This is a genomic window from Pseudomonas fluorescens (genome assembly GCF_902498065.1).
GTDB lineage: Bacteria > Pseudomonadota > Gammaproteobacteria > Pseudomonadales > Pseudomonadaceae > Aquipseudomonas > Aquipseudomonas fluorescens_BJ.
Genome location: NZ_CABVIR010000010.1, coordinates 83028 through 106623 on the forward strand (window position 1 = coordinate 83028; position 23596 = coordinate 106623).

Genomic DNA, 23596 nt, shown 5'->3' on the forward strand with positions numbered 1-23596 from the left:
TACCGATCATCGGGTCCCGCAGCCGCGCTGGTTCCGCTACAATGCGCGCCGATTTCGTCCTGCCTGAGAGCCCGCACATGTCCGTCTGCCAGACTCCTATCATCGTCGCCCTGGATTTCCCCACCCGTGACGCCGCACTGAAGCTGGCCGACCAGTTGGACCCGAAACTGTGCCGGGTCAAAGTCGGCAAGGAACTGTTTACCAGCTGCGCGTCGGAAATCGTCGGCACCTTGCGCGACAAAGGTTTCGAAGTGTTCCTGGACCTCAAGTTCCACGACATCCCGAACACCACGGCCATGGCGGTAAAAGCCGCAGCGGAAATGGGCGTGTGGATGGTCAACGTGCACTGCTCCGGCGGTCTGCGCATGATGGCGGCTTGCCGTGAAGTACTCGATCAGCGCACCGGCCCGAAACCACTGCTGATTGGCGTGACCGTGCTGACCAGCATGGAGCGTGAAGACCTGGCCGGTATCGGTCTGGACATCGAGCCTCAGGAGCAAGTGCTGCGCCTGGCTGCGCTGGCGGAAAAAGCCGGGATGGACGGTCTGGTGTGCTCGGCGCTGGAAGCCCAGGCCTTGAAATCGGCTCACCCGTCGCTGCAACTGGTGACCCCGGGTATTCGCCCGGCGGGCAGCGCTCAGGACGATCAGCGCCGCATTCTGACGCCGCGTCAGGCGTTGGATGCCGGTTCCGATTATCTGGTGATCGGCCGTCCGATCAGCCAGGCGGCGGATCCGGCCAAGGCGTTGGCTGCCGTAGTAGCCGAAATCGCCTAAACGCCGCTAAACCTGTGAGAGCGGGCTTGCCCGCGATGGGGCCATAACATTCAGCATTGGTTGTGAATGCCAGTCCGTCATCGCGAGCAAGCTCGCTCCCACAGGGTATTGTTGCCGCCAGGTAGTGCGTTAAACCTTCAACACCAACTTGCCGAAATTCTCGCCGCTGAACAACTTCATCAGCGTCTCCGGGAACGTCTCCAGCCCTTCAACAATATCTTCCTTGCTCTTGAGCTGCCCCTTGGCCATCCACCCGGCCATTTCCTGCCCGGCTGCGGCGAATTGCGCGGCGTAGTCCATCACCACAAAGCCTTCCATGCGTGCGCGGTTTACCAGCAGCGACAAATAGTTGGCCGGCCCTTTGACCGCTTCCTTGTTGTTGTACTGGCTGATGGCGCCGCAAATCACCACCCGCGCCTTCAGGTTGAGACGGCTCAGCACGGCGTCGAGAATGTCGCCGCCGACGTTGTCGAAATACACGTCCACCCCTTTCGGGCATTCGCGCTTGAGGCCGGCGGCGACGTCTTCGCTTTTGTAGTCGATGGCGCCGTCAAAACCCAGTTCGTCGATCAGGAACTTGCACTTGTCCGCGCCGCCCGCGATACCGATCACGCGGCAACCTTTGATCTTGGCAATCTGCCCGGCGATGCTGCCCACCGCTCCCGCAGCACCCGACAGCACCACGGTCTCACCTTCCTTCGGTGCGCCGACATCGAGCAGGGCGAAGTAGGCCGTCATCCCGGTCATGCCCAGCGCGGATAAGTAACGTGGCAGCGGCGCCAGTGTCGGATCGACTTTATAGAAGCCTCGCGGCTCGCCGAGGAAGTAATCCTGCACACCCAGGGCGCCGTTGACGTAATCCCCGACCGCAAACCCCGGATGGTTGGACGCCACGACTTTGCCTACACCCAGTGCGCGCATGACTTCGCCGATACCGACCGGCGGGATGTAGGACTTACCCTCGTTCATCCAGCCACGCATGGCCGGGTCCAGGGACAGGTATTCGTTTTTGACCAGGATCTGACCCGCGGCCGGTTCGCCGACCGGTACTTCCTGATAGGTAAATGTCTCGCGGGTCGCCGCGCCCACCGGACGTTTGGCGAGCAGGAACTGGCGATTGGTCTGGGTAGTCATGACAGGCACTCAAGATGAATGAAGCCTTGTTGATAGACCTTCATGGACCGCCCCGCAAGTTTGGCTGATGCGGCGAATGCACCTCGATCCAGTGCAGTGATAGTCAGTGTGGCGGTTCTATCACTGCAACTCATGGTCACTTAACCGGGCTTTTGATAGTGCTGCCGCGAGGGGCGTGCCTGTGGCTAGACTGGCCGCACGCTAACCTGCGAATTCTTCTCTTCGAGGGCATCACAATGAGCATGACGTTTTCCGGCCAGGTCGCTGTAGTCACGGGCGCCGCCAATGGTATCGGCCGCGCGACCGCCCAAGCGTTCGCCGCCGAAGGGTTGAAAGTGGTGGTGGCCGACATGGATACGGCAGGTGGTGAAGGCACCGTGGCGCTGATTCGCACGGCGGGCGGCGAAGCGACCTTCGTGCGCTGCAACGTCACCCTGGAAAGCGATGTAAAAAATCTGATGGACGAGGTGGTGAATACCTACGGCCGTCTCGACTATGCCTTCAATAATGCGGGCATCGAAATCGAGAAAGGCAAACTGGCCGAAGGCACGGTCGACGAATTCGACGCGATCATGGGCGTCAACGTCAAAGGCGTCTGGTTGTGCATGAAATATCAGCTGCCGTTGCTGCTGGCTCAGGGCGGTGGCGCGATCGTCAATACCGCTTCGGTGGCTGGCCTCGGCGCTGCGCCGAAGATGAGCATTTATGCGGCGTCGAAGCACGCGGTGATCGGCCTGACCAAATCAGCGGCGATCGAATACGCCAAGAAGAAGATTCGCGTGAACGCGGTATGCCCGGCGGTGATCGACACCGACATGTTCCGCCGTGCCTATGAAGCGGACCCGAAGAAGGGCGAATTCGCCAACGCCATGCACCCGGTGGGTCGCATCGGCAAGGTTGAAGAAATCGCCAGTGCCGTGCTGTACCTGTGCAGCGACGGTGCCGCGTTCACCACCGGTCATTCGCTGGCGGTGGATGGTGGGGTCACGGCGTTCTGAAGCCGGACAATGCCACGCAAGAAAACCCGCACGTGTGCGGGTTTTTTTTGCCTCGGGAATGGCTCGGGCAATGTGTTTCAAATGGTTAGAACCATGAGTTTTGGCGGCGTTGTCGCACAGCCCATCCTGCGCTGCTGTGATTAACTGTTTTCCGCCAAACGAACAGGAGTTTGCTTGCTCATGGAATTGAGAATCGATCGACAGGCAATGGTGCCGGTCGTACAGCAAATCGTCGACGCGCTGGCTTGCTGGCTGCGTCAGAACGAGATGGAACCGGGGACGCGATTACCTTCGGCGCGGCAAATCGCACGGGTCAATTTGCTCAGTCAGTCCAGCGTCGTTGAAGCCTGCGAGCGCCTGGTAGCTCAAGGCATGCTGGTGCCGCGTCATGGCGCGGGCTTCATCGTCGCAACCCCGGCGCTGATCGCTGCGGACTTGCCTTGGTCCGAGGGTGCAGAGGTCAATCCGCGCGGCAGCGGCAGGGAACTGCAATTAGGGGGGGGCGGGCTTCCCGAAAGCTGGCGTGAAACCGACGACCTGATCTACGCGATCCGTCAGGTCAGTCGCACTGACATGGCTGCGCTGTTCAACTACAGCACGCCGCAGGGTTCGCGGGCGCTGCGTCAGCAAATTCTCAAGCGCCTGAGGCTGCTGGATATCGTCGCAGAAGAAAGCCGAATCATGACAACGGCGGGCGCCAGTCAAGGGCTTGACCTGATCGTGCGCACTTTGCTCAAGCCAGGTGATTGTGTGGTGGTGGAAAGTCCCGGTTATTCCTTGCTGTTCGAGCTGCTCAGGCTTCGTGGTGTCAACATGCTTGAAGTACCGCGCACACCACGCGGGCCGGACATCGAAACGCTCGAGGTACTGCTGCGGGAGAACAAGCCCCGGGCATTGTTCATCAACAGCTTCTATCACAACCCGACGGGCAGCAGTCTGGCGCCGGCGGTGGCGGAGCGGGTCCTGCAACTGGCGAAAACCCATGGCACGCTGGTGATCGAAGACGATGTCTACGCGGATTTGCACAGCGGCCCGGGCGCGCGGCTCGCCGCCCTGGAGACCGATGACAATGTGATTTACCTCGGCAGTTACTCCAAGATCCTCAGCAGTTCGTTGCGGGTCGGGTTTGTCGTGGCTGGCGCTGAAGTCATTTCAAGGTTGGCCGAGGTCAAGAGGATCAGCAGCATGGGCTCTTCCGGTTTTTGCGAGTCGGTGCTGGCCTGCCTGTTGGCGAGCGGTGCCTATCGCAAAATGGTACTGCGGCTGCGACAGCGTTTGAGCAGTGATCGACAGGCCGCATTGCAGATGCTGGAAGACGCCGAGTGGGAGGTCTTCGGCAAACCCGTCGGCGGCTTGTTCATCTGGGCGCGATCGCGCAAGTCCGACTACGCTCACGTGCGGACACAGGCTCGGCGCTATGGTGTCCTGCTGTCTTCTGCGACAGCCTTCAGCCCCACCGGTGAGACCCATGCCTGGCAGCGTATCAATGTGGCCTATGCCTGTGATCCGCGAGCCCGGGCATTTTTTCAGGCCACCGCTTCGGATCGACCTCAAGCGTTCTGAAAACGACGTTGGCGTAGCTTTTTGCCATTATTCCGACGCCAGAGACTTGTGTTGATACAGGCCCGTTGCGAATCTGCGTTAACAGACTATGTCAGGGGACTAAGTGCAATGATTTCGGCCGTGCAAGGACGTTTTGCCAACCTCGGTATGGCAAAAAAACTGGGTGTCGGGTTTCTGCTGGTGCTGCTGTTGACAGCCTTGGTGGCGGCCATTGGCGTATGGTCCCTGCAAACCATCAGCCAGCGTTTCGACGGGCTCAAGCAGATGTCGTCGCTAAACAGTGGCCTGCTCAAGGTACGACTGCTCGAGCAGGAATACGCCTTGCACGGCAACCCGAAAATCGTCACTGCGTTGCACGAGGGCGTTGAAGGCCTTGTCGTTCTGGCGAACCAGCTCAAGGCGCAATCACCGGCCAACGTGCCGGTGATGAACGACGTCGAGCAATCGTTGGGCGCTTACCGCAAGGCGTTTGACGAGTTTGTCTCGCTGAGTCAGGCCAAGGATCTGGCGCTGGAGATGGCCAGTTGGTCGGTGTCCAGCGTGGCCAACAACCTCGATGTGCTGCAGGCCGGCCTCGCCGACGATGGCGCTTATTCCTTGAAGGAGTCCGAGGGCAAGGACGGTAGCCAGTTCATCGAACAGGCCAATCAGGTCAGCCAGGTATCGCGGCTGATGTTGCAAGCCATGAACGAAGCGCGCGTGCGTCTGGACCAGAGCCGCAAGGGTGACGACAGTGCCGGCCAAGGCAAGATCGAGCAGGCCGATCAGGCGCTGGTTCAGGCCGAGCAACTGAAAACCACGGTCAAGGATGAGGGTTACCAGACTGTCCTCAATGAGGTGGTCGGGCACATTGGCGGTTTCAGCGAAAAACTTGCCGAGTACACCGGCCTGCTGGCGCAGGAAAAAACCGTCTATGAACAGCTGAATCAGCGCGCCGCGCAGGTAGTAGAGCGGGTGGATCAGGCCTATGTCGCCGAAGACCATTCGATGCAGGCCGAGCTGAAAAAGAATTCGCTGCTGATTATCGGTTCATCGGCCCTGGCCTTGCTGGTCGGGCTGATCGCGGCGTGGGTGATTACCCGATTGATCGTAGGGCCGTTGCGCAGTGTGATTCGTGTCGCTCAGCAGATTGCCGCAGGCGATTTGAGTGCAACGGTCGAAGTGACCCGCCGGGATGAGATCGGCCAGCTGATGCAGGCCATGCAGCAAATGGGCGCGGGGCTTAGCAGCATTGTCAGTGGTTTGCAGGCGGGCATCGAGCAGTTGGCCAGTTCGGCGCAATCGTTGTCGGCGGTGACCGAGCAGACCAATCTTGAAGTCAGCAGTCAGAAGGAAGAAACCGAGCAGGTCGCAACCGCAATGAACCAGATGACCGCTACCGTGCACGACGTTGCACGTAACGCGGAAGAAGCTGCCCAGGCTGCGCAGATGGCGGACGACAAGGTCGAAAGTGGCCAGGTGGTAGTGCGCCAGAGCATGGCGCGAATCGAACAGTTGGCAGACTCGGCGTCCTCGGCCAGTTCCAGCATCGAAAGCTTGAGTGCGGAAATCCAGAATATCGGCACGGTGCTCAGCGTGATCAAGAGTGTCGCCGAGCAGACCAACCTGTTGGCACTGAACGCGGCCATCGAGGCGGCACGGGCCGGCGAGCAGGGCAGGGGGTTTGCCGTGGTCGCTGATGAAGTGCGGGCCCTGGCGAAGCGGACCCAGCAATCGACTGAAGAGATCGAACGACTGGTCAGCGCCTTGCGTTCGGCAGCGCAGTCGTCGGTGCATCAGATCCAGAGCAGTGGCGAGTTGGTGAAGATGGCGGTCAGTGATGCGCTTCAGACCGAAAGTGCCTTGGGCAGTATTGCGGCGGCGGTGTCGTTGATTCAGCAGATGAACCAGCAGATTGCAGCGGCTGCCGAGGAGCAGAGTTCGGTGGCTGAGGAGATCAACCGCAGTGTGACCAGTATTCGTGCGAGTGCTGATCAGTCTTCATTGGCGATGCAGGGGAATGCGGCGTCGAGTATCGAGCTGGCGCAGTTGGGGGTTGAGTTGAAGGGGATGGTCGGGCATTTCAGGCTTTGACGCTTTGGAACTTGGCGGCCTGACAGCCGACCTGTTCTCGTGGATATACCCGGAACCCCTGTGGGAGCTGGCTTGCCAGCGAAGGCGGCCTGACAGCCGACCTGCTCTCATGGATATACCCGGAACCCCTGTGGGAGCTCGCCCACCAGCGATGGCTACCTGACAGCCAACCTGCTCTCATGGATATACCCGGAACCCCTGTGGGAGCTCGCCCACCAGCGATGGCGGCCTGACAGCCGACCTGCTCTCATGGATATACCCGGAACCCCTGTGGGAGCTGGCTTGCCAGCGATGGCGGCCTGACAGCCGACCTGTTCTCATGGATGTACCCGGAACCCCTGTGGGAGCTGGCCTGCCGGCGATGGCGGCCTGACAGCCGATCATTTTTTCCGGATGTAACTGCCCATCAAATTCAATGCAAAAAAAACCACCTCTTCAGGTGGTTTCTTCTCAACAATTCTGATCAGTCGTAAATCACTTTCTTCTTCCAGTCCGCATCCGCCTCGACGTCTTTGAGGCCTTCGGTCAATTGGTTCACTTCGCCTTCAGCCGGTGCAATGTTGTCCATGACTTGTGCATTTGCGCGGGCCAGGAGCTTTTCCAGGTATTCCAGTTGTTCGGCGTAGACCTGAGGTTCCTGCTGTTTGCGCAGGTATTGCACGCCACGCTCGAACGCCAGTCGAGCCTGACCAGGCTGGTTTTGTTGCAAGGAGTGCTGGCCGAGGTTGTTGAAGAATTCGATGTGCAACAGGACGAGGATGTGGCGAACTTCGCGGATCCAGCGTTTGGCTTCGTTGGTCGGCAGAAAACCGTCCTGTGCCGCGCGGGTGATCTGCCCGTGCAGGGCCTCGAGCAGGAAGCGTACATCCTTGGCTTTGGCTTCGGTCTGGATCGGTGCCGGCGGGTTGTTGACCGGGATCGATTCACCCTGCGCAACCAGGGTGTTCAGTTCGCTGATCCGCACCTTGAGGTTGGCGCTGGATTTTTCCATGTTCAACAGGCGCTGGCAGACGTTCAGCTCCAGGCGAGTCAACAGCAGCTTGAGTGCCGGTGTCATCAACTGGCCAGGGAACGTTTCGGTAATTTCACCACAGCGACGCAGGCGGTCGTTGAGTTCAATCTTGGTGCGGGCCTTTTCCAGTTTGTTGTTTTCCACCACATGGTTCATGTACCCAATGGCGATCAATAGTGCGATCCCGGCTACGACTAGCAGGGTGATCATGAGTGGTGTCACCGGTAAGACCTCTTTATGGGATTCGCGTGCGAGTGTAGTGGCTTGGCAGGGGAGCGCATAGGGCCGCTCGACGGGTTGAAACGAACGGGCTTATGCCTGTATCGACCGCAACCCTGCTTATATAAGTAATCGTGTGCGAGGTGCACATTGCCATCATCTGTTGCTTGGGTGGACTATAACGTCTTGGCGGGTGTCAGAATATAGGCGTCAAACACCGGGCGAGCAAAAAGCCGTATTCAGCGTCCAAAGCAGGGCGAAGTCATTGATTTAAATAAATTTATATCTGGGGGTTGACGACCTCTCAATCCATCCATAGAATGCGCGCCACTTACAGCGTAAAGCACACAGCGAAACGCGGTAGGGAGTGAATGTTGTACGTGTGTCCCCTTCGTCTAGTGGCCTAGGACACCGCCCTTTCACGGCGGTAACAGGGGTTCGAGTCCCCTAGGGGACGCCAATATGCGGGAATAGCTCAGTTGGTAGAGCACGACCTTGCCAAGGTCGGGGTCGCGAGTTCGAGTCTCGTTTCCCGCTCCAATTTTAAACAGCGTTGCTTTCGGGCAGGGCTGAGTGAAACCAGAACCAAGTCTTCGGATGCGGGTCTGGGCACCGAAACACACACCATGTGTTCCGGGCAGCGTGTCCCCTTCGTCTAGTGGCCTAGGACACCGCCCTTTCACGGCGGTAACAGGGGTTCGAGTCCCCTAGGGGACGCCATTTGCGGGAATAGCTCAGTTGGTAGAGCACGACCTTGCCAAGGTCGGGGTCGCGAGTTCGAGTCTCGTTTCCCGCTCCAAATTCACAAAAACGCCGCTCATTGAGCGGCGTTTTTGTTTGTGCAAAATGTGTATCCAAGCCTGAAAAAAAGGCCCGCCAGTCAGACTGAGCGGGCCTTTTGTGTGGGCGGTGTTTTTACATCGACAGAATCAGGCGCCCGGCGAACAGGATCAGAATCACCCCCATGGTGCGTTCGAACCAATGCCCCATGCGCATGAACAGCACGCGTACCCGGCTGCTGGAAAAGAACAGGGCAACGATGACAAACCACAGTGCGTTCACGAAACACATCCAGAGGCCGTAGAGCGCCTGAACGTTCAGCGGAGTCGTGGCGCTGATGAGGGTGGTGAAGATCGCCAGGAAAAACAGCGTGGCCTTGGGATTGGTCGCGTTGGTCAGAAACCCGGTGGTGAACGCCTTCAGCAGCGTTTGTTCGACAACCGGCTCGTCGGCTTCTTTGTCACCTTCCAGCGCAGATTTGGGCTTGCTGCGCAACAGGCTCACGCCCAGGTACAAAATGTAGGCACCGCCGATCACCTTGGCCACGGTCAGCAGCCAGGGCGTGGTGTGCATCAGCGCGCCGACACCCAGCAGGGTGTAAAGCACGTGCACGGAAATGCCCGCACCGATGCCCAGCGCGGTACAGATGCCTACCCACCGACCGAAACGCACGCTCTGGCGGATGGTGACCGCAAAATCCGGACCGGGAGCGACCACGGCCAGAAAGTGAATCGTCGCCAGCGCCAGGAACTCGCCCAGGTAATTCGAATACTGCATCTCAACTCCAGAACGTAAGGGGTGAAGCATTGCCGCGATAGCCGACAAAGAACGAAAGGCTCAAGCGCGGATCGGCCACACCCGGTGTCACCGAGTGCATGCAGCGCGAATTGAACATGATGAAATCACCGGGTTCCGGAAGGATCTCCAGGATCGGAGCGCCGAGCAGCGCCGGATCGATGCCGTAACTGTCGCCACGCATTTCATCGAACTGGTCGGGCGAAATGTCGTGATCCCACATCTGCAGTGCGCCGCCTTCGGCGGGCATGTTCAGGTAAACATTGCAGGCGAACTGCGCGTCGAGGCTTCTGGCCTGGTAACTGTCCGGAGCGTCCTTGGCGAAGATGTCGTGGTGGGCCAGAAAGCACACGCCGGGTTTCACGACTCGAGACAACCCGACATACATCTTGCGCCCGTAGAGGTTCTCCAGATGCGCACCCGCCGGCCAGGACTCATCGAGCATGCAACGCAGGGTGTCGACCGGGGACGAGTAGGGCGCGCAACGGTTGCGCAATTCGGCGATGTTGCGCGTGGCGCGTTCGAAATAGTCCTCAATCAGCAGTGGCTGGTTTTCCGCTTCATAAAACGCCATGCCGATACGGCCGATGCTCGGCGCGTTGATGTAGCCCTCGAAGCCGGGCGCGAGAATCTTGTCGCCGATCTGCGTTGCCAACGGCGGGGGCAGGAAGCCTTTGACCCGAATGGCGAGGACTTCTTCGTTGGCCAGTTTTTTTATGCACGTCTCATCGAGACGCTCGACGTCAAGCATCATGGTTCAGGTCCATCTATCGGATAGTCAACGGAACCCGCGAATGCAGGCTCCCCCGGCGCCAGGCGAGGCCGGGTTCGGTCTCGCCCACTTGCTCAATCCACGCTGTAGTGGACTGACAGCGTTCCTTTCTTCTGCGAAACGGAAGCGATCGTGACCGTGCCCAACTCCTTCAGGCTACGTACGTGGGTGCCGCCGCAACCATAGGCGGGCAGTTCACCGAAACCGATTTCCCGTGCACCTTCGCGCAACGATGTCAGGCGCGGCAGGTCATGGGCGATCCATTGCTCAATGCCGAACTCGACGGTTTGGGCATCAACTTCCTGTGCGGAGTCCGTCGGTTTGAACTGCACACGTCCTTCGCCCGGCCAGTGATGAGCCTTGATCGGCATCCAGCCCATGGCCTGGACGAAATGGCCGATCAGATGGCCGGCGGAATGCATCCGCGTATTGAACTGACGACGCGGCTCATCGACGCGAATCTGGATCATGCCGAGAGGTGCCGGGCGGTCGACAAAATGGATGATCCGGTCCGGGTCCTGGACCACGCGCAAGACCTGGCTTTCGCCGATCCAGCCTGTGTCAAACGGCTGTCCGCCGCCCTGAGGGTGAAACAGTGTTGCGCGCAGCACCACGGCGAACTCGTTCTCGTGCGGCGTGCAATCCAGTACTTCCACGTTGGCCTTGAGGTCATCACTATGGAAAAAGAGGCGAAGCGTCATATTCCATGCCCTCATTAAAGATTCTGTTTTTTATTATATGAAGCGTGGAATTGCGTGATAATCCGTTCAAACATCAAAGGAATGTTGCGCTGTGAGCATAAATCTCCCTCTGCCGTTGCTCGGTGAAATGGCGATATTCGTCAAGGTTGTCGAGACCGGAAGCTTCTCCGAAGCGGCGCGTCAGTTGGGCTCATCGCCTTCGGCGGTCAGTCGCAGCATTTCGCGTCTGGAGAAGGCGCTCGCCACGCGCCTGTTGCAACGCACCACGCGCAAGCTGCGGCTGAGCGACGGTGGCGAGGAAGTATTCAAGCGTTGCCAGGAAATGGTCAGCGCGGCCAAGTCGGTGATGGAAATCAGTGGTCAATTCACCCATGAGGCGGAAGGACTGGTGCGAGTCAGCGTACCCAAAGCCGTAGGACGATTCGTGATTCACCCGCATATGCCGGAATTTCTGCGGCGTTATCCTAAAGTGGATGTGGAACTGTTACTCGAAGACCGTCAGGTGGATTTGATCGACGACAACGTCGATCTGGCGATTCGTATCACTGATCGCCCACCCGCCGGGCTGGTGGGGCGGCAATTGCTGACCATCGACCATTTGCTCTGTGCCACCCCGCAGTACCTTGCCGAGCACGGCACGCCGACTCATCCTCATGATTTGCTCAACCACAGTTGCATCTACCTGGGAGAGACCCCCAGTGATGCGCGCTGGAAATTCAAGAAAGGCACCAAGGCCGTCACCGTCGGTGTGCGTGGGCGTTATGCCGCCAATCACACCGGTGTGCGGTTGGGCGCGGTATTGCAGCACATCGGGATTGGCAGCCTGCCGTATTTCACCGCGCGCTATGCGCTGGAGCAGGGCTTGATTGTGCAGGTGCTGCCGGACTGGACGTTTCTGGCGTCGTACCACGGCGGTGCGTGGTTGCTGTATTCGCCGACCCGTTACATGCCACCCAAGCTGCGGGTGTTGATTGATTATCTGGTGGAATGCCTGGAGAAGGAGCCGACGCTGAGCAAGCCGGGCAAGCCTGGTGCGCTGGGTAAGGTCGCTGCGGAGTATGAGTTGCCGGAGAGTGATGGGTTGCTCTGACGGACGCCTTCGCGGGCAAGCCCCACAATGATTTGTGTGATGCCAGAGATTGCGTCTCCACCACAAAAACCTGTGGGAGCGGGCTTGCCCGCGATGGCGTCCGTCCAGACACCGCAATACTCGGTAATGCCACAAAAAAGGCCCGCATGTTCAACCATGCGGGCCTTTTTGCATTTCTGATCAGCAATCAGTGCTTGCTGTCATCGTTCGACATCGCCAGAAGCTGTTTTTCCTGATTCCAGTCGAACGGTTCATCGTTCTGTTCAGCTTCAAAGCGACGTTCTTCGAGGGCCTGATACAAATCGATTTCATCATCGGGCATGTAATGCAGGCAGTCACCGGCGAAGTACCACAGCAGGTCGCGCGGGACCAGGTGGGCGATTTGCGGGTAACGGGTGATCACCTGGCACAGAATGTCCTGGCCCAGGTATTGGCTTTCGATCGGGTCGACCGGCAGCAGTGCACGCAGTTCGTCGAAGCGCTCCAGGAACAAGGCATGGCTTTCTTCGGGAACCTGTTCGGCCTCACCCACGGCGACCAGGATGCTGCGCAAGTGGTCGAGCAAGACGAGATGATCGGCAACGACGTTGGACACGAGATAAGTCCTCAAGAGCAAAACGGGCGCGGGAGTATAAAGCTCCCGCGCACCTTTTTACATGACTGGCTGGATCAGCGGACTTTTCCGGCCGCCAGCACCAGCTCTTCTTTGTCGAAGTCATCGACATCGATCACCTTGCGCCGCGCCACTTCGGCATCCCGCAGCTTTTGCGCTTCGGCCGGCTGCAACACGCCCGACTCCAATGCCGCATCGATGACGTTTTCCCCGGCAACCGGTTTGACCTGACCGCTTTTAAGCGCCACATGCAGTTTTTTCTGCAGGGCCTGCGCCGCGTCCAGCAAGTCGCAGGCGTGTTGCAGGGCACCCACGGCGTCATCGGCCGATTGCGGGCGGAAGCACCCACCGAGCAATTCTTCGAGAGTCGGATCGCCCTTGGCCCGCCCAATCACCGCGGCCACTTCGGCACCGAGTTTGTCCGAAGGCCCTTTGTGACGGCGACCGAACGGGAACACGATCACGCGTAAAAGGCAGCCCAATACCTTGTTCGGGAAGTTGCTCAGCAGTTCATCCAGCGCGCGTTCCGACTGGCCAAGGCTTTCTTCCATGGCCCAGGTAAACAGCGGCGCCATGTGTTCCGGAGAATCGAGGTCGTGGTAACGCTTGAGCGCGGCAGAGGCCAGGTACAGGTTGCTGAGCACATCCCCCAGACGTGCCGACAGACGCTCGCGACGTTTCAATTCGCCGCCCAGCAACATCATGCTCAGGTCAGCGAGCATCGCGAATGCAGCAGCCTGACGGTTGAGTGCACGGAAGTAACCCTGGCTGAGCTTGTCCCCTGGCGTATGTTCGAGATGTCCGAAGCCGAGGTTCAACACCAACGTGCTGGCAGCATTGCTCACGGCAAAACCGATGTGCTTGAGCAACAGGCCATCGAATTCGGTGAGGGCCTGATCCTTGTCTTCACGACCGGCGAGGGCCATTTCTTTCAGGACGAATGGATGGCAGCGAATCGCGCCCTGGCCGAAGATCATCAGGTTGCGCGAGAGGATGTTCGCGCCTTCGACGGTGATGAAGATCGGCGCGCCATTCCAGCTGCGTCCGAGGTAATTGTTCGGTCCCATGATGATTGCCTTGCCGCCATGAACGTCCATGGCGTGGCTGATGCACTCGCGGCCGCGTTCGGTGAGGTGATATTTGAGAATCGCCGACAGCACCGACGGTTTCTCGCCCAGGTCCACCGCGTTGGCAGTGAGCATCCGCGCTGCGTCCATCATCCAGGCGTTGCCGCCGATGCGCGCCATCGCTTCCTGAATACCTTCAAACGCCGACAATGGTACGTTGAACTGCTCACGAATCTGCGCGTATTGACCGGTCACCAGACTGGTGAATTTCGCCGCGCCGGTGCCGACCGCAGGCAATGAAATCGAACGCCCGACAGACAGGCAGTTCATCAGCATCATCCAGCCTTTGCCCAGCATTTCCTGGCCGCCAATGAGGAAGTCCAGCGGAATGAATACGTCCTTGCCCGAGTTCGGGCCGTTCATGAACGCAGCGCCCAATGGCAAGTGACGACGGCCGATTTCCACACCGGCGGTATCGGTCGGGATCAACGCAAGGCTGATACCCAAATCTACTTCATCGCCCAGCAAGTGATCCGGGTCGTACGCCTTGAAGGCCAGGCCGAGGAGGGTGGCGACCGGGCCGAGCGTGATGTAGCGCTTTTCCCAATTCAGGCGCAGGCCGAGGGTTTCCTTGCCTTCCCATTCGCCTTTGCAGATTACCCCGGTGTCGGGCATCGAGCCGGCATCGGAGCCGGCCAGTGGCCCGGTCAATGCGAAACACGGGATGTCATCGCCGCGCGCCAGACGTGGCAGGTAATGATTGCGTTGTTCGTCGGTGCCGTAATGCAGCAGCAGTTCGGCCGGGCCGAGGGAGTTGGGGACCATCACGGTGGAGGCGAGGTCGCCGCTGCGGGTCGCCAGTTTCATCGCCACCTGGGAGTGGGCGTAGGCAGAAAACCCCTTGCCGCCGTATTCCTTGGGAATGATCAGGGCGAAGAAGCCGTTTTCCTTGATGTGGGTCCAGGCTTCGGCAGGCAGGTCCATGTCCTGGCCAATCTGCCAGTCAGTGACCATCGCGCAGAGTTCGTCGGTCGGGCCGTCGATGAAGGCCTGTTCCTCTTCGGTTAACTGTGCTTTTGGGTAGGACAGCAATTTGTCCCAGTCAGGACGCCCGCTGAACAGTTCGCCGTCCCACCATACGGTGCCGGCGTCGATGGCGTCGCGTTCGGTTTCCGACATGGGCGGCAGGGTTTTCTGGAACCAGTTGAACAGCGGCGCGCTGAAGAATTTACGCCGCAGGTCGGGCAGCAACAAGGGCGCCGCGACAGCCGCGATCAACACCCAGAGCACCAGCAACAGCCAGCCTGGCGCGTGGCTGAAGGCGCCCATCGCCACCACGTAAACGGCAACGATGCACAGGGCGGGGAGCGGGGCGATGCGGCGGTGGGCCAGATAAGCAATTCCGACAACCAGAACCAGTATCCACAACAGCAGCATATTTAATCCTCCGTGAAACAAGGGCAAAAACAACCTTCAGAGCTTAGACGGCATCCGCAAAACAGGGTGGTCAGAGCGAGGTGATTGATTTCGTGGGAAACCTTCGATGAGTTTTGTAGGGCCGGTTGGCAACGGGCCGTGCGAATCGTTCGTTGGGCGGGCGGCAAAGCGTCCATGTTTGGCCGAAACGTCGTTATCTCTGTGCTGAACCTGTCGCTAGACTCGTGGCTTCCCCAGGAGATTGTCCTCATGCACGAGTATCTGCGTCCCGGCCGCTTCATCGATAGTGACCACCCGTCGGTGGTGGAGTTCGCCGAAAAACATCGTGGCAGTCGCCGCGACCCGCTCGAGCAGGCGATCAATCTCTATTACGCAGTGCGCGAGGCCGTGCGTTACAACCCCTATACGTTCAGCCGCGATCCAGACACCTTGCGTGGCAGTTTTGCGCTGGCGGCCGGGGAAAGTTATTGCGTGCCCAAGGCCACGCTGCTGGCGGGTGCGGCCCGGCATTGCGGGGTTCCCGCGCGGATCGGTCTGGCGGATGTGCGCAATCATTTGTCGACCCCGCGTTTGCTGGAATTGCTCAAGAGCGATGTGTTCGCCATGCATGGTTATACAGAGCTGTACCTGAACGATCGCTGGGTCAAAGCCACGCCGGCGTTTAACCAGAAACTCTGCGAATTGTTCAACGTTGCGCCGCTGGAGTTCGACGGAATCAACGACAGTGTTTTCCATCCGTTCAATCGTGATGGTGAGCAACTGATGGAGTACCTGATCGATCACGGTCAGTTCACCGATGTGCCGGAGGCGTTCTTTTTCGAACACCTGGAAAAGTGCTATCCGCATCTGTTCGGCGAGCAACTGCCGCTAATGCTGGGGGACATGCAGAGCGATTTGAGTCGCACCTGATCCGGCGTATGCTGCCTGCGCATTCATCAAACAAGAGGCGGTCATGCTGAAGATCTGGGGTCGGAAAAATTCGTCGAATGTCAGAAAACCTTTGTGGGCCGCCGAAGAGCTGGGCCTGGCCTATGAAGCCATTGATGCGGGCGGCGCCTTTGGCGTGGTCGATACGCCCGAATATCGTGCGATGAACCCCAACGGTCGCGTGCCGGTGATTGAAGACGACGGCTTCGTGCTGTGGGAGTCCAACGCCATCGTGCGTTACCTGATGGCTCTCCACGCCAGCGGCACAGCCTGGTACCCGGAAAATCTGCAGGCCCGCGCCACTGCGGACAAATGGATGGACTGGACCACTTCAAGTTTTGCCGGCCCGTTCCGCACGGTTTTCTGGGGCGTATTGCGCACCCCGGCGGACCAGCAGGATTGGCCATCAATCAACGCCGCAATCAAAGAGTGCGATGCTCTGCTGGCGATGGCCGATCAGGCCCTGGCGGCCAAACCGTACTTGTCCGGCGATGAAATCGGCATGGGCGACATTCCGCTGGGCAGCTTCATTTATGCCTGGTTCGAGATGCCGATCGAGCGTGCCCCGCAGCCTCATCTGCAAGCCTGGTATGCACGACTGAAGCAGCGTGCGGCGTACAAGAAAGCCGTCATGACCGCGTTGACTTAATACTCACTATCGACACACTTGACTGTACTTGTGTGGCGGCGACAAGCACCATTGCGCTCATGCGCCGCGGTTGCATTGCTCGCCGCCCGCCCTTATTGATCCCTTTCTTCCCTTCTTGGTGCGTAAATCCGATATGAGTTCCGCTCTGTCCATCCGGCAGCTAACCAAAACCTACGGCAACGGTTTCCAGGCCCTGAGTGGTATCGATCTGGACGTCGCTGAAGGTGACTTTTTCGCCTTGCTCGGCCCCAACGGCGCCGGCAAATCCACGACCATCGGCATTCTCTCGACCCTGGTGAACAAGACCAGCGGCACGGTGAATATCTTCGGTAACGACCTGGACAAGAATCCTGCGCAGCTCAAGCGTTGCATCGGCGTGGTGCCCCAGGAATTCAACTTCAACCAGTTCGAGAAAACCTTCGACATCGTCGTGACCCAGGCCGGTTACTACGGCATCCCGCCGAAAATCGCCAAGGAACGCGCCGAGCAGTACCTGACCCAGCTCGGGCTGTGGGACAAGCGCGATGTGCCGTCGCGTTCGTTGTCCGGCGGCATGAAGCGCCGCCTGATGATCGCCCGCGCACTGGTTCACGAACCGCGTCTGCTGATCCTCGACGAACCGACGGCCGGCGTCGATATCGAGCTGCGTCGTTCGATGTGGACGTTTCTCACCGAGCTGAACCAGAAAGGCATCACCATCATCCTCACCACCCACTATCTGGAGGAGGCTGAGCAGTTGTGCCGCAACATCGGCATCATCGATCACGGCACCATCGTCGAGAACACCAGCATGAAACAGCTGCTTGGCCAGCTGCATGTGGAAACCTTCCTGCTCGATATCAAAAACACATTGAGCGTCGCACCGCAGCTGCTCGGTTACCCAACCAAGCTGCTCGACAGCCACACGATTGAAGTCCAGGTCGACAAGGCCATGGGCATCACCGCGCTGTTCACTCAACTGGCGCAGCAGAACATCGAAGTGTCGAGCCTGCGTAACAAAACCAATCGCCTCGAGGAGTTGTTCGTGTCCCTGGTGGAGAAAAATCTGTCGAAGGTGGCGGTATGAGTTCCGAGCTGCAACCCAACCTCGTCGCGCTCAATACCATCGTTTACCGCGAGGTCAAGCGCTTCACCCGGATCTGGCCGCAGACGCTGCTGCCGCCGGCGATCACCATGGTTTTGTACTTCGTGATTTTCGGCAATCTGATCGGCCGGCAGATCGGTGACATGGGTGGTTTCACCTATATGGAATACATCGTGCCGGGGCTGATCATGATGTCGGTGATCACCAACTCGTACGGCAACGTGGTGTCGAGTTTCTTCGGCAGCAAGTTCCAGCGTTCCATCGAGGAATTGATGGTGTCGCCGGTGTCGCCGCACACGATTCTGATCGGCTACACCCTGGGCGGCGTGCTGCGCGGGTTGATGGTCGGGGTGATTGTGACGCTGTTGTCGCTGTTCTTTACCCAGCTGCAGGTGCATCACCTGGGCGTGACCATTCTGGTGGTGGTGCTGACGGCGACGATTTTCTCGTTGCTGGGTTTCATCAACGCGGTGTTTGCGCGCAACTTTGATGACATTTCGATTATTCCGACGTTTGTGCTGACGCCGCTGACTTACTTGGGCGGGGTGTTTTACTCGATCTCGTTGTTGCCGCCGTTTTGGCAGACTGTGTCGTTGGCGAACCCGGTGTTGCACATGGTCAATGCGTTTCGGTACGGGATTCTTGGGGTTTCGGATATCCGGATCAGTGTGGCGATTACGTTCATGCTGGTGGCGACGGTGGTGTTGTATGTCGGGTGTGCGCGGTTGTTGGTGAGTGGGCGGGGGATGCGTACCTAAGCTCGCCAGCTCGCCATTAGGATGTACCCCGATCCCATCCGCTCCACAAAAAAGGCCTCCCGACGCGGAGGCCTTTTAACATTCACAACATCCGTTTTTTCTTCCGCCGAGCCCACTGCCGACTCACCCACCACCGCCAGTACATCATCACCAGGCAGTACGCGAGCGCACCCAATACCAGCCCCGTCACAACCGACCCCAACAAAAACGGCTGCCACAGCGTAGACAGCTCGCCGCTGATCCATTCCCAGGTCAACTCATCCGGCAAGTGCCGGGCAGGCACGTCCATCAACCACGCCCCAGTCTGATAGGTACAAAAGAACACCGCAGGCATGGTGATCGGATTAGTCAGCCAGACCAGACTGACCGCAATCGGCATATTGCCACGCACCATGATCGCCAGAACGGCCGCCACCAGCATCTGCAACGGAATCGGCAGAAATGCCGCAAACAAACCCACCGCCATGGCTCGTGCGACCGAGTGACGGTTGAGGTGCCAGAGGTTCGGGTCATGCAACAGCGTGCCGAGAAAGCGTAAGGATTTGTGTTCCCTGATGCTGGTCGGGTCTGGCATGTAACGTTTGAATAAGCGCCGGGGCATAGGGCTTCTCGGTCGGTTAAGGCGGCAAGTATGTCTGGATTCTATGAGCCGCCCATTCAGACTTTGTGACAATTAATAACGATGCACGTGCCGTGGGCCGGCTATGCCTAGGAGGGGACTCTCAAGGACGGGCGTATGCGCACAGGGATGATGGCGCTGGCGTTGGGTCTGCTGACCCTGCGCTTTTTGCCGGTATTACCGCCGGTCTGGTTATGGCTGGTGTTGCCTGTAATGGGATTGATGGTGCTTCCGTTCCGGACGTATTCATTGGCATTTTTTCTGTTCGGATTCAGTTGGGCGGGCGCGAATGCACAGTGGGCGCTGGATGATCGTTTGCCAGGAAATCTCGATGGCGAAACCCGTTGGGTCGAAGGTCGCGTGACCGGTTTGCCGCAGAACAATGATGGGGTTGTGCGTTTCGAATTGACGGACGCCCGGTCGCGACAGGCAAAGCTGCCGCAGCGGATGCGCCTGGCCTGGTATGACGGACCGCCGGTCAACAGTGGTGAACGCTGGCGGCTGGCCGTGAAGTTGAAACGTCCTGCCGGGCTGCTCAATCCTCATGCCTTCGATTACGACGCCTGGTTGTTGGCACAACGCGTTGGTGCGACCGGTACGGTCAAGGATGGCCAGAGGCTTGCCGAAGCCCGATGGGCCTGGCGCGACAGCATCCGCCAGCGTTTGCAAGCCGTGGATGCCCAAGGACGAACCGGGGCGTTGATTGCGCTGGTGTTGGGAGATGGCGCCGGGCTCAGTCGTGAAGATTGGCAGGTGTTGCAAGACACCGGCACCGTGCATTTGCTGGTGATTTCCGGACAGCACATCGGGTTGCTGGCGGGGGTGGTGTACCTGCTGATTGCCGGACTCGCTCGCTACGGGGTGTGGCCGAACCGTTTGCCGTGGCTGCCATGGGCGTGCGCGCTGGCATTCGCCGCAGCCCTTGGTTACGGACTGCTGGCGGGGTTCGACGTGCCGGTGCGGCGGGCCTGCGTGATGATCGGCCTGGTGCTGTTGTGGCGGCTGCGATTTCGTCACCTTGGCGCCTGGTGGCCGCTGTTGCTGGCACTCAACGCTGTTTTGTTGCTGGCCCCGCTGGCGAGCCTGCAACCGGGTTTCTGGCTGTCCTTCGCCGCGGTGGCGGTGTTGATCTTCACTTTCGGCGGTCGGCTGGGCCCTTGGCGATGGTGGCAAACCTGGACCCGTGCTCAATGGCTGATCGCGATCGGCCTGGGCCCATTGTTACTGGTGCTGGGATTGCCGATCAGTCTCAGCGGCCCGGTCGCCAATCTGCTGGCGGTGCCCTGGATCAGTTTGTTGGTATTGCCGCCGGCCTTGCTGGGAACCCTGTTGTTGCCGCTGCCTTATGTGGGCGAGGGATTGTTGTGGTTGGCGGGTGGGTTGATCGATGGATTGTTCAAGGGCCTGGGGTTGATGGCCGGTCAATTGCCGGCTTGGGTGCCCGTGGCGATTCCATTGTGGGTATGGGTATTGGGCACCCTCGGCGCGTTTCTGCTGTTAATGCCGCGCGGTGTGCCGCTGCGCCCACTGGGTTGGCCGTTGCTGCTGTTACTGGTTTTTCCACCTCGGCCACTTTTGTCAGAGGGCATCGCCGAAGTCTGGCAGCTGGATGTCGGCCAGGGATTGGCGATTCTGGTGCGAACCCGTCATCACACGCTGTTGTATGACACCGGACCCCGCTTCGGCGACTTCGATCTGGGCGAACGAGTGGTTCTGCCCACGTTGCGCAAACTCGGCGTGAACGGACTCGACCTGATGCTGATCAGCCACGCCGACGCCGATCACGCCGGTGGTGCGCGAGCGGTTGCCAACGGCTTGCCGGTAAAGCAAGTGCTCAGTGGTGATCCCTTGGCGCTGCCCGCCGAGTTGCGCGCTGAAGCCTGCGAGAGTGGCCGGCAATGGACCTGGGACGGCGTGAGGTTCCAGCTCTGGCAATGGCCTTCGGCCTCGGACAGCAATCAAAAGTCCTGCGTGCTGCAGATCGAAGCCAATGGTGAGCGAATATTACTGACCGGTGACATCGACAGCGCCGCCGAGCGGGCCCTGCTCGACAGTCCACTCGCTGTGACCACCGATTGGTTACAGGCGCCACACCATGGCAGCCGAAGTTCGTCGTCTGCGGCGCTGCTCGCGGTGTTGCAACCCAAAGCCGTACTGATTTCGCGCGGCAACGGCAATTCGTTCGGTCACCCGCATCCCACGGTCGTGGCTCGTTACCAAAAACGCGGCATGGCAATCCATGACAGCGCCGAGCAGGGCGCCATCCGTCTGCACCTCGGACGCTTCCAGCCACCGTGGACGATGCGTCAAGAACGGCGCTTCTGGCGATCCACGCAATAACCGCGCGTGATGAAAGCCCGACCGGATGCGACATCACGGTCTTCGGTGCGCCCACCCCCTATGTTAGAGTGGCGCACTTTTTCGAGGGGACTGTCACTGTGTGGGAATTGGTCAAATCCGGCGGCTGGATGATGCTGCCGATCATTCTGAGTTCCATCGCGGCCATGGCGATCGTCGCCGAGCGTCTCTGGACCCTGCGTGCCAGTCGTGTGACCCCGGAGCACTTGCTCGGGCAGGTCTGGGTGTGGATCAAGGACAAGCAACTCAACAAAGAAAAACTCAAGGAATTGCGCGCCAACTCGCCGTTGGGTGAGATTCTGGCGGCGGGCCTGGCCAACTCCAAGCATGGTCGCGAGATCATGAAAGAGTGCATCGAAGAAGCCGCCGCGCGGGTGATTCATGAGCTCGAGCGCTACATCAATGCGTTGGGCACCATCGCCGCCATGGCGCCGTTGTTGGGTTTGCTCGGCACCGTGCTGGGCATGATCGACATTTTCAGCGCGTTCATGGGGACGGGCATGGGCACCAACGCCGCCGTGCTGGCCGGTGGTATTTCCAAGGCCTTGATCACCACGGCTGCAGGCCTGATGGTCGGTATCCCGGCGGTATTCTTCCACCGTTTCCTGCAACGCCGCATTGATGAACTGGTGGTGGGCATGGAACAGGAAGCGATCAAGCTGGTCGAGGTGGTGCAGGGTGATCGTGACGTGGACCTGGCTGAGGGCAAAAAAGCGTGAAATTCCGCCGAAAACCGCGGGAAACGGTAGACATCAACCTCGCGTCGCTGATCGACGTGGTGTTTATCCTGCTGCTGTTTTTCGTTGTCACCACCACCTTCACCCGTGAAACCCAGTTGCGCGTCGATCTGCCGGAAGCGGTCAGTGGTTCGCCTGCCGAAGACCAGCAGGTCAAACACCTGGACGTCGCCATCAGTGCCGAAGGCGTGTTCTCCGTGAACAATCAGTTGTTGCCGAAAAATGATCTGGCGACCTTGATGGACGCGTTACAGAAAGAATCCAACGGTGATACCAACCTGCCACTGTCGATCAGTGCGGACGGCAAGACCCAGCATCAATCGGTCATCACCGCCATGGACGCCGCCGGCAAACTCGGCTTCAGTCATCTGCGCATGACCACAATCGAGGCGGCGCCGCCCGCGCCCTGATGGCCATGTCCGATCGCTTGCTCGCCGCGTGGTACCAAGGTCATCCGGCCCTGAAGCTGTTGCAGCCATTGGAGTGGCTGTATCGGCGCGTGGTTGTGAACAAGCGCAAACGCTTTCTGGCGGGTGAGGGCGAGATTTATCAGCCGCCGGTGCCGCTGATCGTCGTCGGCAACATCACGGTGGGTGGCACCGGCAAGACGCCGCTGATTCTGTGGATGATCCAGCATTGTCAGCGCTGCGGCTTACGGGTCGGCGTGGTCAGTCGCGGCTATGGCGCCAAACCGCCGCAACTGCCATGGCGGGTCGAAGCCGATCAAAGCGCCGACATCGCTGGCGACGAACCGCTGCTGATCGTCCAGCGTACCGGCGTTCCATTGATGATCGACCCGAACCGCAGCAGCGCGGTCAAAGCGCTGTTGGCGAGCGAACCACTGGACTTGATCCTCTCCGACGACGGCATGCAACATTACCGGTTGGCCCGCGACCTGGAACTGGTGCTGATTGACGCCGCCCGTGGCCTGGGCAACCAGCGCTGCCTGCCGGCGGGACCGTTGCGCGAACCGGTCGAGCGCCTGCAAAGCGTTGATGCGGTGTTGTACAACGGCGCCACCGAGGATCGCGACAACGGTTTTGCCTTCCAGCTGCAACCCACTGAACTGGTCAATCTGCACAGCGGCGAACGCCGGCCCCTTGACCACTTTCCCGCAGGCCAGGCGCTGCACGCCGTGGCCGGGATCGGCAATCCGCAGCGTTTCTTCACAACCCTCGAAACGCTACACTGGCAACCAGTCCCGCATGCATTTGCCGACCACGCCGAGTACAGCGTGCAGGCCTTGAATTTCACACCGTCATTGCCGTTGGTAATGACTGAAAAGGACGCGGTGAAGTGCCGTGCCTTCGCCGCCGCCGATTGGTGGTACCTGGCGGTCGATGCTGCGCCATCGCCGGCCTTCGTGGCCTGGTTCGATACGCAGTTGATGCGCCTGTTGCCGGCTCGTCTTTTGCCTTAAATCCGTTTTTATCC

At 59.4% G+C, this 23596-nt stretch carries 21 protein-coding genes, 4 tRNA genes and 1 pseudogene; 18 read left to right on the top strand and 8 right to left on the bottom strand.

Features of this window, described 5'->3' with window-relative positions; translation table 11 throughout:
- Positions 1 to 77 precede the first annotated feature (77 nt).
- Positions 78 to 776 carry an orotidine-5'-phosphate decarboxylase gene (pyrF, locus tag F8N43_RS26940; protein ID WP_191623683.1) on the top strand — a complete coding sequence of 233 codons (699 nt, stop codon included), beginning with the start codon at positions 78 to 80 and terminating at the stop codon, positions 774 to 776.
- A gap of 129 nt (positions 777 to 905) precedes the next feature.
- Here the strand turns inward: pyrF and F8N43_RS26945 are convergent, their stop codons facing one another.
- On the bottom strand, positions 906 to 1910 hold the full coding sequence (locus F8N43_RS26945; protein ID WP_150636062.1) for an NADP-dependent oxidoreductase: 1005 nt from the start codon (positions 1908 to 1910) through the stop codon (positions 906 to 908).
- A 236-nt stretch (positions 1911 to 2146) separates the two neighbouring features.
- Here F8N43_RS26945 and F8N43_RS26950 point away from each other — a divergent pair, with 236 nt between their 5' ends.
- The 4 genes and pseudogenes from F8N43_RS26950 to F8N43_RS30065 all read left to right on the top strand — a co-directional run bounded on the left by F8N43_RS26950 (position 2147) and on the right by F8N43_RS30065 (position 6544).
- Positions 2147 to 2908, top strand: a complete 762-nt coding sequence (locus tag F8N43_RS26950; protein WP_150631761.1) for an SDR family oxidoreductase — start codon at positions 2147 to 2149, stop codon at positions 2906 to 2908.
- 180 nt (positions 2909 to 3088) lie between these two features.
- A complete protein-coding gene (locus F8N43_RS26955; RefSeq protein ID WP_150631760.1) occupies positions 3089 to 4471 on the top strand; it encodes a PLP-dependent aminotransferase family protein in 1383 nt (460 codons plus the stop codon).
- Between the two features lie 987 nt (positions 4472 to 5458).
- Positions 5459 to 5683: pseudogene (locus F8N43_RS30060) on the top strand (HAMP domain-containing protein); the annotation flags it as partial.
- Complete coding sequence (locus F8N43_RS30065; protein ID WP_412072605.1) at positions 5681 to 6544, top strand: methyl-accepting chemotaxis protein; 864 nt, start codon at positions 5681 to 5683, stop codon at positions 6542 to 6544. The pseudogene F8N43_RS30060 and the gene F8N43_RS30065, both read left to right, overlap by 3 nt.
- Before the next feature lie 463 nt (positions 6545 to 7007).
- Here F8N43_RS30065 and F8N43_RS26965 read toward each other — a convergent pair whose 3' ends face one another.
- Positions 7008 to 7766 (bottom strand): hypothetical protein, encoded by a 759-nt coding sequence (locus F8N43_RS26965; RefSeq protein WP_191630157.1) that lies wholly within the window; start codon positions 7764 to 7766, stop codon positions 7008 to 7010.
- A 393-nt stretch (positions 7767 to 8159) separates the two neighbouring features.
- On the opposite strand from F8N43_RS26965, the gene F8N43_RS26970 reads away from it, so the two are divergent.
- The 4 genes from F8N43_RS26970 (at position 8160) to F8N43_RS26985 (ending at position 8574) form a co-directional block, all read left to right on the top strand.
- Positions 8160 to 8235: transfer RNA gene (locus tag F8N43_RS26970), tRNA-Glu, on the top strand.
- A gap of 4 nt (positions 8236 to 8239) precedes the next feature.
- Positions 8240 to 8315, top strand: a tRNA-Gly gene (locus tag F8N43_RS26975).
- A 104-nt stretch (positions 8316 to 8419) separates the two neighbouring features.
- A tRNA-Glu gene (locus tag F8N43_RS26980) sits at positions 8420 to 8495 on the top strand.
- Positions 8496 to 8498: 3 nt separating this feature from the next.
- Positions 8499 to 8574 (top strand) — tRNA-Gly (locus F8N43_RS26985).
- Positions 8575 to 8690: 116 nt separating this feature from the next.
- On the opposite strand, the gene F8N43_RS26990 is transcribed toward F8N43_RS26985, so the two are convergent.
- The 3 genes from F8N43_RS26990 to F8N43_RS27000 all read right to left on the bottom strand — a co-directional run bounded on the left by F8N43_RS26990 (position 8691) and on the right by F8N43_RS27000 (position 10823).
- Positions 8691 to 9332, bottom strand: a complete 642-nt coding sequence (locus tag F8N43_RS26990) for a LysE family translocator (RefSeq protein ID WP_150631757.1) — start codon at positions 9330 to 9332, stop codon at positions 8691 to 8693.
- A 1-nt stretch (position 9333) separates the two neighbouring features.
- Entirely contained in the window at positions 9334 to 10104 is a 771-nt protein-coding gene (locus tag F8N43_RS26995) for a 2OG-Fe(II) oxygenase (RefSeq protein WP_150654600.1), read from the bottom strand.
- A 92-nt stretch (positions 10105 to 10196) separates the two neighbouring features.
- The gene (locus F8N43_RS27000; RefSeq protein ID WP_150654601.1) at positions 10197 to 10823 is read right to left on the bottom strand and encodes an alanyl-tRNA editing protein; all 627 of its coding nucleotides are present in this window, start codon (positions 10821 to 10823) and stop codon (positions 10197 to 10199) included.
- 91 nt (positions 10824 to 10914) lie between these two features.
- On the opposite strand from F8N43_RS27000, the gene F8N43_RS27005 reads away from it, so the two are divergent.
- The gene (locus F8N43_RS27005; protein ID WP_150654602.1) at positions 10915 to 11913 is read left to right on the top strand and encodes a LysR family transcriptional regulator; all 999 of its coding nucleotides are present in this window, start codon (positions 10915 to 10917) and stop codon (positions 11911 to 11913) included.
- Positions 11914 to 12100: 187 nt separating this feature from the next.
- On the opposite strand, the gene F8N43_RS27010 is transcribed toward F8N43_RS27005, so the two are convergent.
- Both F8N43_RS27010 and F8N43_RS27015 read right to left on the bottom strand, forming a co-directional pair.
- Positions 12101 to 12508 (bottom strand): PA2817 family protein, encoded by a 408-nt coding sequence (locus F8N43_RS27010; protein ID WP_027924016.1) that lies wholly within the window; start codon positions 12506 to 12508, stop codon positions 12101 to 12103.
- 74 nt (positions 12509 to 12582) lie between these two features.
- A complete protein-coding gene (locus F8N43_RS27015) occupies positions 12583 to 15030 on the bottom strand; it encodes an acyl-CoA dehydrogenase (protein WP_150636056.1) in 2448 nt (815 codons plus the stop codon).
- A 249-nt stretch (positions 15031 to 15279) separates the two neighbouring features.
- On the opposite strand from F8N43_RS27015, the gene F8N43_RS27020 reads away from it, so the two are divergent.
- From F8N43_RS27020 to F8N43_RS27035, 4 genes are all read left to right on the top strand, one after another.
- Positions 15280 to 15939 (top strand): transglutaminase-like domain-containing protein, encoded by a 660-nt coding sequence (locus tag F8N43_RS27020; protein WP_150654603.1) that lies wholly within the window; start codon positions 15280 to 15282, stop codon positions 15937 to 15939.
- Between the two features lie 43 nt (positions 15940 to 15982).
- The gene (locus F8N43_RS27025; RefSeq protein ID WP_150631751.1) at positions 15983 to 16606 is read left to right on the top strand and encodes a glutathione S-transferase family protein; all 624 of its coding nucleotides are present in this window, start codon (positions 15983 to 15985) and stop codon (positions 16604 to 16606) included.
- Positions 16607 to 16739: 133 nt separating this feature from the next.
- Entirely contained in the window at positions 16740 to 17672 is a 933-nt protein-coding gene (locus F8N43_RS27030; RefSeq protein WP_150631750.1) for an ABC transporter ATP-binding protein, read from the top strand.
- Positions 17669 to 18448 carry an ABC transporter permease gene (locus F8N43_RS27035; protein ID WP_046049056.1) on the top strand — a complete coding sequence of 260 codons (780 nt, stop codon included), beginning with the start codon at positions 17669 to 17671 and terminating at the stop codon, positions 18446 to 18448. Before F8N43_RS27030 ends, F8N43_RS27035 begins: the two co-directional genes overlap by 4 nt.
- An 82-nt stretch (positions 18449 to 18530) precedes the next feature.
- Here F8N43_RS27035 and F8N43_RS27040 read toward each other — a convergent pair whose 3' ends face one another.
- A complete protein-coding gene (locus tag F8N43_RS27040) occupies positions 18531 to 19049 on the bottom strand; it encodes a DUF2062 domain-containing protein (RefSeq protein WP_150631749.1) in 519 nt (172 codons plus the stop codon).
- Between the two features lie 135 nt (positions 19050 to 19184).
- On the opposite strand from F8N43_RS27040, the gene F8N43_RS27045 reads away from it, so the two are divergent.
- The 4 genes from F8N43_RS27045 (at position 19185) to lpxK (ending at position 23582) form a co-directional block, all read left to right on the top strand.
- Complete coding sequence (locus tag F8N43_RS27045; RefSeq protein WP_150654604.1) at positions 19185 to 21407, top strand: DNA internalization-related competence protein ComEC/Rec2; 2223 nt, start codon at positions 19185 to 19187, stop codon at positions 21405 to 21407.
- 98 nt (positions 21408 to 21505) lie between these two features.
- Positions 21506 to 22144 carry a MotA/TolQ/ExbB proton channel family protein gene (locus F8N43_RS27050; protein WP_167362937.1) on the top strand — a complete coding sequence of 213 codons (639 nt, stop codon included), beginning with the start codon at positions 21506 to 21508 and terminating at the stop codon, positions 22142 to 22144.
- Positions 22141 to 22572, top strand: a complete 432-nt coding sequence (locus tag F8N43_RS27055) for an ExbD/TolR family protein (RefSeq protein WP_150631747.1) — start codon at positions 22141 to 22143, stop codon at positions 22570 to 22572. Before F8N43_RS27050 ends, F8N43_RS27055 begins: the two co-directional genes overlap by 4 nt.
- Complete coding sequence (gene lpxK / locus F8N43_RS27060) at positions 22572 to 23582, top strand: tetraacyldisaccharide 4'-kinase (protein ID WP_150636050.1); 1011 nt, start codon at positions 22572 to 22574, stop codon at positions 23580 to 23582. The genes F8N43_RS27055 and lpxK overlap by 1 nt, the downstream gene beginning before the upstream one ends.
- Positions 23583 to 23596 lie beyond the last annotated feature (14 nt).